Origin of the sequence: Nonomuraea sp. NPDC050540, assembly GCF_044457485.1 — a bacterium.
GTDB lineage: Bacteria > Actinomycetota > Actinomycetes > Streptosporangiales > Streptosporangiaceae > Nonomuraea.
The window spans coordinates 37,355-49,025 of the sequence record NZ_JBITHA010000025.1 but is presented as its reverse complement, the minus strand read 5'-3'; the positions used below and the strand labels follow the sequence as shown (position 1 = coordinate 49,025).

Below are 11,671 nucleotides of genomic sequence, written 5' to 3'. Positions count from 1 at the left end.
TCAGCCCTCCAGCCCGATCAGCCCGCCGAGACCGCGCGAGGGAGCGCCGGTCAGCCGGGTGTCGTCGACGAACATCCCGTCGCGCATGGAGACGAGCCGGTCAGCGGTGGCGGCCACCCGTTCGTCGTGGGTGACGATCACGAGGGTCTGCCCGGAGGACCGCAACTCCTGGAAGATCCGGAGCATGTCGAGGGTGGCGGCGGTGTCGAGGTTGCCGGTCGGCTCGTCGGCCAGGACGACCAGCGGGTCGTTGGCCAGGGCACGGGCGACGGCGACCCGCTGGCGCTGGCCGCCGGACAGCTGCGAGGGCAGGTGCCGGGCGCGCCCGGCGAGGCCGACCTGGTCGAGCAGCAGGTTCGCGCGCCGCCTGGCCTGGCTGCGCGAGCGTCCGGCCAGCAGCGCGGGCAGTTCCACGTTCTCGGCCGCGGACAGCTCCTCCACCAGGTGAAAGGCCTGGAAGACGAAGCCCACCGCGCGGCGCCGCAGGCGTGCCAGGGCTCGTTCGCTCAGCGTGTCGATGCGCCGCCCGGCCAGCCACACCTCGCCGCCGGTGGGCCGCTCCAGCCCGCCCAGCAGGTGCAGCAGGGTGGACTTCCCGCAGCCGCTGGGCCCCATGACGGCCAGCGTCTGTCCCCGGGGCACCTCCAGGTCGACCTCGTCGACGGCGCGGACCCGGCTCTGACCGTGACCGTGCGTCTTCACCAGGCCGTGGGCCAGCAATGCGGCCTCCGACATGTTCATCCGCCCTCGACCTCGTCCTCTACTGTGGGATCTTCCGCGGAACCGGCCCCGGAACCGGCTTTGAGCCAGGCGCCCGACCAGGCGTGCTCGCAGGCGTCCAGCCAGCGCAGGTCCGCTCGCAGCCGCAGCACGACGCCTTCCAGGAGCAGGCCGGCGCCCGATCCCGCCGGTTCGGCCAGCGCCGCCTGCTGCACCTCGCGCAGACGGCGCAGCAGTTCGCGTCGCTGCGCCGCAACCAGCTCCACCGGGTCGGCCAGCCGGGCCGCCGCCGCGGCGGCGAGCTTGAGGTGGAACTCCGCCAGGTCCGGTTTCGGCCAGCCCACCTCGGCCAGCCAGGTGGCGACCCGCTGCTGCCCGGCCGGCGTCAGCGCGTACACCTTGCGCTCGGGCCGCTCGGGCAGGCCGTCCTCCCGCGCGGAGGCGACCAGGCCCGCCCGTTCCAGGCGGGTCAGCGTCACGTAGATCTGGCCACGGTTCATCGACTCGCCCAGCGGGCCGAGGCTGCGGCGTAGCCGGGCGTGCAGGTGGTAGCCGTGGGAGGGCTCCTTGGCGAGCATCGCCAGCACCGCGTCCTGCACACCAACCCCCTAACGGTTGGCTAATAGATAGCGGTTACCTATGAAAGGTGTCAAACCGCGACTCGTTGACTTAGAGGGCGTTGTGGGGTGCGGGTGATGTAAGCGCCGGCCTGAGTGAAGGCGAGCGGCAGGTCGCCGAGTTCGTGCGCGTCCAGCGCGCCGTGGTCGGTGGCGTGGGGTCGGGCCGATCAGGTCGCCCAGTAGCCGGATCGACGCCTGCCGGGTGAGGGTGTCCAGCCGCGGCGGGATGATGCCCCGGTGCCGCCAGCCGACATCGCGCCGGGTGGTGATCGGTACATGTCCGCGCCGCCGCCGAGGACGCGCTTGGTGCCGGGGCAGAGCAGCGTGCGGTGCTGGAAGTTGGGGACGTTGACGTTGGGTAGCGTGACGATCTGGTAGCCCGGCGGCAGTGCTGCCTGGCGGGCCGAGGCCGGCTTGGCCGCGGTGGCGGCCGCGCACCCGTACCCTGATGCCCGGCCTCATCCTGGTGGGGCGCAATTGACCCGTCAATCCTGCGGCCGCGTCGTCAGCTCCTCGAAAGCATCCACCGTGCGCTGGGCGAAGTCGCGCAGCGTCGCGAGCTGGTCGTCGTCGTAGTGTGCGAGCACCTGGCGCATGCTGGTGAAGAGCGGCGTGTACAGCTTGATGGCCTGTTGCGCACGATCCGGCACAGCGGTGACCAGATAGCGCCGCCGATCGGTCTGCGACGGCTCGCGTCGCGCGAACCCCGCCCCAACCATCCGGTCGATGACGGATGTGATCGCGCTGGGTGTCAGGTGCAGGGCGGCCGCCAGCTCGCGGGGCGTGTGCGGCCGTTGCAGCAGGAGGAACAGGCACTTCAGGTCGGTCGCGGTGATGCCGAGCCGGCGGGCGATCTGCTCGGCGTGGACGGTGCCAAGCGCCGCAGCCCGCTGCTGCAACCCCATCAGCGCCATCACGGGATCTGTTGCCTCTTCCATACGATGATCGTACTATATGAAATCGAAATGTTCGACCATCGTACGGAGTATCGACATGAAAAACCTGGTGTTCGGCGGTGCGACCGGGAAAGGCCTGGCCCATCTACGGAACCTCGACACCGTGGCAGACCCGGGCGTCACCCGTCGTGACGGCCGCTGGTGGATGGTTCTCGGCGGCATGCAAGCGGAGGAAAGGGTCATTCACCTGTACGCCGCTCAATCGTCCAAGCTGGACGCGGGTTGGCAGATCATCACGAGCCCCGACGATCCACGCCAAGCGGCCAGGCTGGCCGAACCGCCGCCAAGCGGCGCGTGGGACGCCACCGGTTACCACTGCCCGTCCTACGCTCGAGGTCGCGACGCCGGCGGCGCGGTGATCGAGCGGATCTACTACGCCAGTTCCGCGGAGTGGGGGAGCCTGTACGGCCCGTACCAGATCGGCTTCCTGCAATGGGATGGCACTCGCTGGGTGCGTCATCCCGAGCCGGTCTTCACCGCGAGCCATCCATGGGAACGCGGCACCGTTCTCGAGCCGAACGTGCTCTATGACGAGGGAGCCTGGCTGCTGCGTTACACGGCCGGGCTCGCCGTCGACGGGCGCCCGTCGACGGGGTCGGCCGAGAGCGGCGACGGCATCAGCGGCTGGCGCAGGCGCGGGCAACCGGAGTCGAATCGCTTCGACGCGCTCGTCGCGCACGATGGCGACGGCTTCGCCCTGATCACCTCCCGGCATCCACTCGATTCCGTCTTCACCCCCGAGCACGGCCTGTGGAGAGCCCGGGGCGGCAGTCCCCACGGTTCGTGGAAGCCGGCGCGGCACATCGTCCGCACCATCGACGGGACGCCGTGGCACGACGCGGGAGTGTGGAAGCCGACAGCCGTCGCCGACGGCAGGCGGCGCGCCGTGTTCTTCACGGTCGCCCAGCGCTCGGACAACCCTTACGCCCCGGCCTTGGGCGTGGGCGGCATCATCCTCGGCGAAGCGCAGGCCTGAGGTCCCCGCGTCGCTGGGTGAGAGGAAGATGACCGACGCCGACGAGCGAGGACTCCCGCATCGATGGGGTTGCCGGGTGTCGATGTGCGTCGACATCTGGGGCAAGGCGGAAGTACCAGTCCTGGCTTATATAAGTCCAGCCTGGTATATTTCTGGTTCGTGCACGCGTTCGACGTTCTCGGCGACCCGGTGCGCCGGCGCATTCTGGAGCTGCTCGCCGAGGGTGAGCAGACCTCTGGGGCGATCACGGACGTGATCCGGGCTGAGTTCGCGCTGTCCCAGCCGGCTGTTTCCCAGCATCTTCGCGTTCTGCGTGAGAACGGGTTCGCGTCGGTCAGGGCCGAGGGGGCTCGCCGGTTCTATGCCGTCGACCCGACGTCGCTGAGCGAGGTTGACGCGTGGCTGGACCGGTTCCGCGGGTTCTGGGATCAGCGACTCGATGCCCTGGGCACCGAGCTGGCCCGAGGCAGGCGTGCATCCCGATCCCGGGCCGGTCGGCAGCCCGACACGGCACCGACGTCGGCAAGGCCGATCCGCCAGTGAAAGGAACATGACATGAAGGACGTACTGGACGAACTGGCCGCTGCGCGCCGGACGATGGGAACAGCGACCCTGCCCGCCGGCGACGCGTACACGATGGAGTTGCGGCGTCGCTACGACGCGCCGGTCGACGACGTGTGGAACGCCATCACCGACCCTGAGCGGCTGGGCCGTTGGTTGAAGGCGGTCACCGGAGACCTACGGCTCGGCGGGTCGTTCGCGTTGGACGGCGGTGAGCACGGGGAGATCCTCCGGTGCGAGCCGCCGCGTCTGCTGCGGGTGTCCTGGCTCTTCGGGCCGGACGCCGACGAGTGGCCGGGCACAAGCGAGGTCGAAGTGCGCCTGTCCCCGGGCCCTGCCGGGGACACCGAGCTTGAACTGGTCCACGCGGCGGCAGTCGGGGAGCCCATGTTCCCGACCTACGGCCCCGGTGCCGGCGGTGTGGGCTGGGACCTGCATCTCCTCACCCTGGCCCGGTTCCTGGCAGACGGCGAGACCCTCGATCACGAGGAGTTCCAGACCTCGCCCACAGGGCGCGAGTTCGTGCGGCGCAGCGCTGCGGCATGGGGCGAAGCTCACCTGGCCGCCGGTGGCGATCCGGATCACGTGGCGGCCGCCGTCAAGGCCACCACCACGTTCTACGCCCCGTAGGGAACGCCTGATGAAGTACACCACCTCGATCGAGATCGCCCTGCCGCGGGAGAAGGTGCACCAGATGCTCGCGGACCCGGCGCACCTGCCGAAGTGGCTGCGAGGCCTGGAACTGCACGAGCCGGTGGACGGAGCGCACGGCCGGCTCGGCACCACCTCGCGAGTCGTGTTTCACATGGGGAAGCAGAAGATGGAGGTCACCGAGACCATCACGCGCCTGGAACCTGAAGACCTGCACGCCATCCCCAGTTCTGTCGTCGTGCACTACGACCGCGAGATCGTCGGCGAGGGCATGTGGCAGACCCAGCGCGACCGGCTGATCGCAGCCGGTCCGGACACCACGCTGTGGGAGAGCGAGAGCGACTTCCGGTTCGACGGATTGCTGCTACGGCTGGTGGGGCTTGTGATGCCTGGCTCTTTCCGCAAGCAGTCGCAGCAGCACATGGAGGACTTCAAGGCGTTCGCCGAGCACGGGACGGACGTCCGCCAAGGGACGAACTGAGCTGGGTCTGAGCATCATGGCTCGCGCACCCACCGCACGCCCGGCCCGCGATCGGCGACCGTGCTCTGGCGGTGCCGCGCGGCCCGCGTCTCCAGGCCGCGGGCCGACCGCGTGACCCGCGCACGCAGGGCCACTTGGGCAGGGGTGGGCTCGACGTTCATCGGGCGTTGTCCAGCAGCCTGGGCGGGGTCAGGTGCCGGGGTGCGGGGGTGCGCAGGAGGGATCATCGGGCTGGGAAGGGACATTGACGGCGTCCCATGCGGCTTGGACGGTGGCGCATTCGGGGCCGAGCGGGCCGTACAGCGCGATGGCCGCGGCGAGCGAGGCGGAGCGTGCGCTGGTGTAGCGCCAGGAGTGGGTCTTGTGGTTGAGCGCGCCCATGAAGATCTTGCCGGCCTTCTGGATGCCGATGCCGCTCACCGCGGCGGGGCCGCCGGCGCAGATCGGGCTGGCCGGGTTGCCCCCGCCGGGGTGACTGCCTTCGGCCAGGAGGTAGAACCAGTGGCGCAGGGGGCCGGAGGCGGCGGGGGCCTCGGCGTCGGGGATCTGGTCGCTGTAGCAGCCGGGATGGCCATCCAGGCTCGGATCGTAGGTGTGGCGCAGCGGCAGGCCGCTGGGCAGCTCGAGGCTTTCACCGATCACGTAGTCGGGCCGGTCCACCGTGTTGTTCGCGTACCACTCGGTGAGGGTGCCGAAGATGTCGGCGGCGCCCTCGTTGAGGCCGTGGCTCTCGTTGTCTTCGCCGGCGCCGCCCGGGGTGGTGCGGTAGACGACGTGGCCGTACTCGTGACCCACCAGATCCAGCGAGGTTGGGAAGTTGTCGGCGTCGCGGCGGAAGACGAAGTCGACGACGGGAGGAGGAACCGGGGCGGGCGGGTTCCACTCGACCCGGGCCGGGACGCCGCCGCCCACGCCGTCGATGCCGTCGCGGCCCAGCCAGTCGCGCAGCATGTCCCACATGCGCTGCACGCCGTACATGAGGTCGCCGCAGGCGGTGACGGAGTTGCGGCCCCAGGGTCTTCCGGAGCCGATCGGGACGTCGAACGGCATCTTGAGGGGAGTGGGGTAGTGGGTCGAGCACGAGATACCGGGGCGTAAGGGGTCGACCAGGCTGTGATAGGCGCGCTCCAAGGTGATGTCGATCAACACCGTGCCGTTGTGATAGCCGTAGGCGGGGACCCTGACATGCGTCGGGTTGAGGCTCAAGGCCATCATCACCGCTGTTGCCGCATAGACGGGAATGTTCACGATGCACCTTCCGGAGGGGACCGTGGCGTCTGGAGGTTAAGATCGGCCTGACCCGTCGTCAACCCGCCGGACATGTGTGGTGCCCGAAACCCGGTCATTGGACTGACCTGGGACTTTCTGGTACGGCCGGCCGTATCGGAAAGCCTCACCCCAATACGTTCGGGGTGTTCCCAGCGCAGCGCCGCCCAGCCCGGGGCCTGAGGGTCGTGTCGCTTCAGGCGTCGCAGGGAGGTCGCCGATAGCGGTGACCTCGGCCGGGGAAGGACAACGTCGGCGTCGTGGAGAACCGCAGGGACCGGCCAGGACCAGCGTCCTTCTGGCGGCCGTGGTCAGTGCCGCCGTCACCGCGCCGCCTTTGAGCGACTCGGGGGTGTCGGCAGGAGATCTCTGGACGACGCTCATGACGTTGAACCGGTGAGCGCGCGGTGAGGCCATGGTGAGCGGGCACCGCCAAGATCGGGACCATGAAACCACTGAAGAGCGCTCTCAAGCGATGGGGCACCCTCGGGGTCACCACCGCGTTCGCGGTCGGCGTCATGATCACTGGCGCCACGCCCCCGGCGCAGGCGAGCGAGCCGTGCACCTGGGGCTGGATCATCATCAACGATGGGCCCGGCGCGGAACCCGCCTCGCAAGTCAGAGGCCACAGACACGCTACCGGGAACCACTACATCGGGAGCTGGTACATCACGAACCAGGGTGATTACGTGTGGAGCTGGTGGGCCGACAACAACGGCGGGAAGGACGGCGACACCGAGGACACCTACCAGGGTTGGAGTGCATGCCCGTACAAGCCGTGACGTGCACGGTGCGACCTCTGGGGCGCTGATCGGGCGCCCGGCTCGCGTCGCCGCGATGGCGCCGATCCAGCCCGCTGCGGGGGTCTCCTGCGGCGGGCGTCGGCGGCGGTGCGGCGATGGGTCGAGCAGGCAGGGAACTCGTCACGGCGATCGTCCTGCACTTCACCAAGGTCAGCTCGGGTCGAGAACGGCGACCCGGGGGCCCGCCGGGGCCAGAAAGGGGCGTTTGCCCACCGAGTCCAGGTATTCGCGGACCACGAGTTGGATCTTGGCGCGGCGTGCCTTGTGGCGTTCGACGTCGTCGGCGCTGGGCGAGGTCAGGCTGCCGGCGTGTCCAGCGTGACCGCGTTGACCCTCAGGTGGCCGGTCTCGATTGCCGGCGCCCTGTACGGCGTTTCGGGGATGGTGCCGGCGATCACGGCGCCGCGCGTTCACGGAACCTGCGCGCTGTCGATGACCACTCCGATGGCCATCAGTGGGCCGTGTCGTCCTTCATGAGCGCTATTACTTGCCGGGAGGGCTCACCGCGTACTGGTCGATGTCCTTCATTGGGAAGCCTGTCTTCGACCTCAATCAGTTGAGTTTGGGCGGGCTGCTCCAAGGGTTGGCGGTGAGCGCGTTTTCTGAGTAAATGGATCACTGGGCAAATCTGGGATCACCTGCCGCTGTCATCTCGGAGGGCGCGCTCGATGACACAACCCCGACGCGTGCACCCTGTCGGCCACAAACCTCGTCCACGATGGAAGCGATACGTCGCGTGGGCGCTTGCGACGATCCTCGTTCCTGTGCTCGTCGGGGTGCTGATCAAAATTGCCGAAAAGCCTCTGGAAGGAGGGACGGGTACGGCGAGCCCACGCTCTCCTGATGCTTCCCCCAGTCCTTCCTCGGCCTCATTCACACCTTCCGCCGGGCCGCCGGTCTTGATAGACCTCGTTCGCCTTGAGCCGCCGGGCGCGGACGGGGATGGCTCGTGGGTGGCTTCTGATGCCATCCACTTCGGCGATTCCGAGTTGGCGGAACTGCACGCCCTTCCCGACCGGTCGCGGAAGCAAGCGGACTGGCTGCGCGCGCACGGCGCGGTCGACGCATGGGACGTCGTCATGAAGGTCGTCGTCCGAGGAAACAGCGACAGCAGCGTGGCCATCGTGGGGATGGAAGCAGAGAAGAGCTGCTCGGCGCCCCTCCGGGGAACTGCCTTTTACGATCCTTCGGCCGGCGCTCCGGAAGAGAATGTGTACATCGGGTTCAACCTCGACGACCCCTCTTCCCGTGCTCAGGAACAAGGGGAAGACGGTTATGAAGGTGACTATTTTTCGGGGAAAACAGTGAGGCTGGCGAAGGGTGAGATTATCACTTTCCAGATCGAGGCCTTCACCTCGAAGAGTTACTGTGAGTTCTCGCTGTCCATGGAGACCGTGAGTGATGGGAAGCCGGCGACCCAAGTCATTGACAACCATGGATCGCCGTTTCGTGTCAGTACGATGCGCGGTGACGGAAACTTCTCGTCCTACCAGGCACTGTACCTTGGGGGTGTGGCCATCCCTGATGACGTCTGGCCCAAAGAATGGACAGAGGGGAATCCGAAGATCTACTGAAGGCTGTCAACGCCCTTCTTGCCTTCGCGAAAGCAGACGAAGCGAAAGCACGGATCAGACCTGCCACGACGCGCTTCACCACAGTCGTGCGCGGCTCCAGCGGACGGTGTCTTGCGGGGCCGATTCCTCAGAGTGCTGACAGGACTCGTTCCAGGCCCCAGCGGAACTGTTCGGTGGAGATGTAGGCGGCGATGGTGTCGGCCGCGGCGTGGGTGTGGGGGAAGGCGTCCGGGTCGACGGTGAAGGCGGCTCGGCGGGCGGCTATGCGTTCGGCCTCGGGTTCGGGGGTGGGTCCGGCTTCGGCTGCTTCCAGGGCGATGGCGCCCAGTACGTAGACCATGACGGTGTAGGCGGCGCGGGGGTCCGGCAGGGCTTCGTACAGGCTTTCGCCGACGCGCAGCGCCACCGGTCCGGTGAAGGCGGCGCCCAGGATCGCGGGCATCGCCGCGGGGTGGCGCATCAGGACGTCGCGCAGATTCAGGGAGAAGGCGGTGATGCGCTCGTTCGGGGTGCCTGGGCCGTTCTGTAGCAGGGTGAGGTCGGCCTGGCCCAGGAGCCGGTCGGCCAGGGCGCTCACGATCGCGGCGCGGTCGGGGAAGTAGGTGTACAGGGCTCCGGGGGTCAGGCCGAGCCGGGCGGCGAGGGCCCGCATGGTCAGGGCGCCCGTGTCGAGGAGGTCGAGGGCGGCATCGAGTACGGCCTCGGGGTTCACAGATCGTCGCGGTCCGGTCTTCACAAGACAACTCTAAACGGTGTTTAATGTTAAACACCGTTCAGAGTTAGGGGCTCTCATGAGATGGACCATGATCGTCAGCGTGCTCGCCGCCAACCTGGCGTTTGCCGGGCTCGCCATCACCTTCGACTACCCGGGCGTGCTCGACGAGCCGCCCGCCGCCATCCTCGCCACCTTCGCCGCCGGTCAGGTCGCGATCTCCGCCTGGTTCCTGGTGCTCGCCCTGGCGGCGGCGGCGCTCGTCCCGGCTGCCGTCCTGCTCGGCCGCCGTCTGCCGCCGGGTCCCGCCGCCACGCTGTCGGTTCACGTCGGGGTGCTGGCCGGGCTCGTCCAGATGCTGGGACTGCTGCGCTGGCCGTTCGCCGTGCCCGCGCTGGCGCACGCGCCCGATCCGCAGAGCGCCCAGACCGTCTTCGCCGCGCTGCACGGCTATCTGGGCACCGGCATCGGCGAAACCTTGGGCTATCTGTTCACCTCCGCCTGGACCTTGCTGGTTCTGGCCGCCCTGCCTCGAGTCCCGGGCTGGTTCGCCGTGCTGGGGGTCGTCTCTTCGGTGGCGATCGCGGCGGGGGTGCTGGTGCCCCTCGGTCTTGCCGGTGCCGATCTGGCCAACTTCGTCGGCTATCTCGCCTGGAGCCTGTGGGCGCTGTGCCTGGCCGTGCGATACGGAGGAAGGCTCCAGCCTTCGGACGAGCGTGCGATGGAGGCCAGTGGGGTCGGCTGACCGACGTTCGCTGCCTCAGCTTGATCAACAGCATGACAGGTGCGCGATTCCACCAGCGGGTCGCCCTACGCGGGTTCGAAAGGGCGTCGCTCGTCCAGGAGGGGCTCTAGATTGTCTCCTCGTGATGGTTCCGTACTTATCCTGGGTGGCTGCTGCGTCAGAAGCCGCGGAACGAGTCGTTGGTCTTCTTCTTGTTCTCGGATGCTTGGTGGGTTTCTTCGCCCTCCTCGCATGGCTCGGCGTACGGGCTACTAAGCGGAGGCCGTCGGTCCACCAAAGACCTCCAGATTCCTCATGGAATTCCCGGCCGGCTCCCGGGCAGATCTGGTGGGCCGCGGTCCCTTTCGACGACGGCTCGGGCTCCAAGGTTCGCCCCTGCCTCGTGGTACGGAGTCACGGGAACGGAGCCGAAGTATTGAAGATCACCAGCCAGGACAAGTCTCACCGGCACGATTGTGTGCCCATCCCCACCGCCCGCTGGGACAAGCGGGCCCGGAAGGACAGCTGGCTCGACCTGTCGAGGACCCATTTCCTCTATCACCAGGCCTTTCACCGCATCGCAGGCCCGTGCGACACGGCGAGTTGGCAGGGGGTGATGCGGCAACACCGAACCGGCTGGGTGTATCGCCCGAACTCATATTGATCGCGAGCTGCCGAGCGGTCGCCTCACATGTGCGCGTGACCTGGACCCTGAAACCTTAGAGGTGGCTCCGTTCACGGATGCCGGGTGGACTGTCCGGCATGAACCTGCACTGGAAGTCCATTCTCGGCGCCGCGGCCGTGGTCGCGGCCGCGGTGACCATTCCCGCGACCGGAGCCCAGGCCGCCGGCTGCGGTGTCAACGGCAACGGCGTGCTGTGGTGCGGCAACGAGGGCAACGCCCCGCTGTACGACAAGCCGTCCACCACCACCCCCGTCGGCTACCTCATCGACAACCTGTGGACCACGAACAGCTGGTTCACCTGCTGGTCGGAAGGCCAGTACCACAAGGGCGGCAACACCACCTGGTACAAGACCCAGGGCGACAGGAAGGGCAAGTGGGGCTGGGTGCCCGCCGGCTACGTGTTCACCTCCGACGGCTTCGACGCCAACCCCAGCAGGCACGGCCTGCCCAAGTGCCAATACGACTGGGACTAGGAGAGGTGGCCGGTACGCAAGCCGTTCACCTTTCAAGCCGGCGTGAAAGGTGTGGAGCCCTCCGGGTGACAGTTCCTAGCGTGGATTCGTCCAAGCCTTTCTACGGCAGGAGCAACCATGCGTTCAGTCAAACTCGTCGCGGGCGCCACGCTGGCAGTGACCGCGCTTCTGGGGCCGGTGACCACGCCGGCCCAGGCCGCCACGGCGGCAACCGGGTTCACCTACCACTCGTCGTGGTGGGACCAGGAGACCTGTGAGCGAGTGGGGCAGATCGGGGAGGACGCCGGTTCCTGGATGGACTACTTCTGTGTCGAGATTCCGCTCACAGAGTGGCAGCTGTGGGTGGGTCCCTGACCGTTCGGCTGTCTCGATCGATCACCGCACCTGAATATCCGCCCGATCGTGCACGGGTCTTATCCATTTCACGCACCTCTCCTCCCGCTATTCCGGCATGTCGATATCTATTTCA

The 11,671-nt window shown here is 68.0% G+C and carries 16 protein-coding genes; 10 read left to right on the top strand and 6 right to left on the bottom strand.

What is annotated here, in order from left to right; translation table 11 throughout:
• From ACIBI5_RS49020 to ACIBI5_RS49010, 3 genes are all read right to left on the bottom strand, one after another.
• Nucleotides 1–741, bottom strand: a complete 741-nt coding sequence (locus ACIBI5_RS49020) for an ABC transporter ATP-binding protein (RefSeq protein WP_397257874.1) — start codon at nucleotides 739–741, stop codon at nucleotides 1–3.
• Complete coding sequence (locus ACIBI5_RS49015; protein WP_397257872.1) at nucleotides 738–1,319, bottom strand: PadR family transcriptional regulator; 582 nt, start codon at nucleotides 1,317–1,319, stop codon at nucleotides 738–740. Before ACIBI5_RS49015 ends, ACIBI5_RS49020 begins: the two co-directional genes overlap by 4 nt.
• Before the next feature lie 506 nt (nucleotides 1,320–1,825).
• Nucleotides 1,826–2,278, bottom strand: a complete 453-nt coding sequence (locus ACIBI5_RS49010; protein ID WP_397257870.1) for a MarR family winged helix-turn-helix transcriptional regulator — start codon at nucleotides 2,276–2,278, stop codon at nucleotides 1,826–1,828.
• 55 nt (nucleotides 2,279–2,333) lie between these two features.
• On the opposite strand from ACIBI5_RS49010, the gene ACIBI5_RS49005 reads away from it, so the two are divergent.
• From ACIBI5_RS49005 to ACIBI5_RS48990, 4 genes are all read left to right on the top strand, one after another.
• A complete protein-coding gene (locus tag ACIBI5_RS49005) occupies nucleotides 2,334–3,272 on the top strand; it encodes a hypothetical protein (protein ID WP_397257868.1) in 939 nt (312 codons plus the stop codon).
• A 159-nt stretch (nucleotides 3,273–3,431) separates the two neighbouring features.
• Nucleotides 3,432–3,815: an ArsR/SmtB family transcription factor gene (locus ACIBI5_RS49000; RefSeq protein ID WP_397257866.1), complete on the top strand. Its 384-nt coding sequence runs from the start codon at nucleotides 3,432–3,434 to the stop codon at nucleotides 3,813–3,815.
• Nucleotides 3,816–3,827: 12 nt separating this feature from the next.
• A complete protein-coding gene (locus tag ACIBI5_RS48995; protein WP_397257864.1) occupies nucleotides 3,828–4,463 on the top strand; it encodes an SRPBCC family protein in 636 nt (211 codons plus the stop codon).
• A 10-nt stretch (nucleotides 4,464–4,473) separates the two neighbouring features.
• A complete protein-coding gene (locus tag ACIBI5_RS48990) occupies nucleotides 4,474–4,965 on the top strand; it encodes an SRPBCC family protein (RefSeq protein WP_397257862.1) in 492 nt (163 codons plus the stop codon).
• A gap of 14 nt (nucleotides 4,966–4,979) precedes the next feature.
• Here the strand turns inward: ACIBI5_RS48990 and ACIBI5_RS48985 are convergent, their stop codons facing one another.
• Together ACIBI5_RS48985 and ACIBI5_RS48980 are read right to left on the bottom strand one after the other, a co-directional pair.
• The gene (locus ACIBI5_RS48985) at nucleotides 4,980–5,126 is read right to left on the bottom strand and encodes a hypothetical protein (protein ID WP_397257860.1); all 147 of its coding nucleotides are present in this window, start codon (nucleotides 5,124–5,126) and stop codon (nucleotides 4,980–4,982) included.
• A 28-nt stretch (nucleotides 5,127–5,154) separates the two neighbouring features.
• On the bottom strand, nucleotides 5,155–6,213 hold the full coding sequence (locus ACIBI5_RS48980) for a M4 family metallopeptidase (protein ID WP_397257858.1): 1,059 nt from the start codon (nucleotides 6,211–6,213) through the stop codon (nucleotides 5,155–5,157).
• 464 nt (nucleotides 6,214–6,677) lie between these two features.
• Between ACIBI5_RS48980 and ACIBI5_RS48975 the strand changes: the two genes are divergently transcribed.
• Both ACIBI5_RS48975 and ACIBI5_RS48970 read left to right on the top strand, forming a co-directional pair.
• A complete protein-coding gene (locus ACIBI5_RS48975) occupies nucleotides 6,678–7,013 on the top strand; it encodes a hypothetical protein (protein WP_397257856.1) in 336 nt (111 codons plus the stop codon).
• A 785-nt stretch (nucleotides 7,014–7,798) separates the two neighbouring features.
• Nucleotides 7,799–8,608 (top strand): hypothetical protein, encoded by an 810-nt coding sequence (locus ACIBI5_RS48970; protein ID WP_397257854.1) that lies wholly within the window; start codon nucleotides 7,799–7,801, stop codon nucleotides 8,606–8,608.
• A gap of 127 nt (nucleotides 8,609–8,735) precedes the next feature.
• Here ACIBI5_RS48970 and ACIBI5_RS48965 read toward each other — a convergent pair whose 3' ends face one another.
• Nucleotides 8,736–9,344 (bottom strand): TetR/AcrR family transcriptional regulator, encoded by a 609-nt coding sequence (locus tag ACIBI5_RS48965; RefSeq protein ID WP_397257853.1) that lies wholly within the window; start codon nucleotides 9,342–9,344, stop codon nucleotides 8,736–8,738.
• A gap of 55 nt (nucleotides 9,345–9,399) precedes the next feature.
• On the opposite strand from ACIBI5_RS48965, the gene ACIBI5_RS48960 reads away from it, so the two are divergent.
• From ACIBI5_RS48960 to ACIBI5_RS48945, 4 genes are all read left to right on the top strand, one after another.
• Nucleotides 9,400–10,065: a DUF4386 family protein gene (locus ACIBI5_RS48960; RefSeq protein WP_397257851.1), complete on the top strand. Its 666-nt coding sequence runs from the start codon at nucleotides 9,400–9,402 to the stop codon at nucleotides 10,063–10,065.
• A gap of 124 nt (nucleotides 10,066–10,189) precedes the next feature.
• The gene (locus ACIBI5_RS48955; protein ID WP_397257999.1) at nucleotides 10,190–10,708 is read left to right on the top strand and encodes a type II toxin-antitoxin system PemK/MazF family toxin; all 519 of its coding nucleotides are present in this window, start codon (nucleotides 10,190–10,192) and stop codon (nucleotides 10,706–10,708) included.
• A 98-nt stretch (nucleotides 10,709–10,806) separates the two neighbouring features.
• On the top strand, nucleotides 10,807–11,202 hold the full coding sequence (locus tag ACIBI5_RS48950; protein WP_397257849.1) for a hypothetical protein: 396 nt from the start codon (nucleotides 10,807–10,809) through the stop codon (nucleotides 11,200–11,202).
• 117 nt (nucleotides 11,203–11,319) lie between these two features.
• A complete protein-coding gene (locus tag ACIBI5_RS48945) occupies nucleotides 11,320–11,556 on the top strand; it encodes a hypothetical protein (RefSeq protein WP_397257847.1) in 237 nt (78 codons plus the stop codon).
• The last annotated feature ends 115 nt before the right edge of the window (nucleotides 11,557–11,671 follow it).

Excerpts from the sequence above, each read along its gene's own strand:
- ACIBI5_RS48960 (WP_397257851.1), top strand. The coding sequence starts at position 9,400 with ATGAGATGGACCATGATCGTCAGCGTGCTCGCCGCCAACCTGGCGTTT.
- ACIBI5_RS48950 (WP_397257849.1), top strand. The coding sequence starts at position 10,807 with ATGAACCTGCACTGGAAGTCCATTCTCGGCGCCGCGGCCGTGGTCGCG.
- ACIBI5_RS48975 (WP_397257856.1), top strand. The coding sequence starts at position 6,678 with ATGAAACCACTGAAGAGCGCTCTCAAGCGATGGGGCACCCTCGGGGTC.
- ACIBI5_RS48945 (WP_397257847.1), top strand. The coding sequence starts at position 11,320 with ATGCGTTCAGTCAAACTCGTCGCGGGCGCCACGCTGGCAGTGACCGCG.
- ACIBI5_RS49020 (WP_397257874.1), bottom strand. The coding sequence starts at position 741 with ATGAACATGTCGGAGGCCGCATTGCTGGCCCACGGCCTGGTGAAGACG.
- ACIBI5_RS48995 (WP_397257864.1), top strand. The coding sequence starts at position 3,828 with ATGAAGGACGTACTGGACGAACTGGCCGCTGCGCGCCGGACGATGGGA.
- ACIBI5_RS48990 (WP_397257862.1), top strand. The coding sequence starts at position 4,474 with ATGAAGTACACCACCTCGATCGAGATCGCCCTGCCGCGGGAGAAGGTG.
- ACIBI5_RS48955 (WP_397257999.1), top strand. The coding sequence starts at position 10,190 with ATGGTTCCGTACTTATCCTGGGTGGCTGCTGCGTCAGAAGCCGCGGAA.
- ACIBI5_RS48985 (WP_397257860.1), bottom strand. The coding sequence starts at position 5,126 with ATGAACGTCGAGCCCACCCCTGCCCAAGTGGCCCTGCGTGCGCGGGTC.
- ACIBI5_RS49005 (WP_397257868.1), top strand. The coding sequence starts at position 2,334 with ATGAAAAACCTGGTGTTCGGCGGTGCGACCGGGAAAGGCCTGGCCCAT.
- ACIBI5_RS49010 (WP_397257870.1), bottom strand. The coding sequence starts at position 2,278 with ATGGAAGAGGCAACAGATCCCGTGATGGCGCTGATGGGGTTGCAGCAG.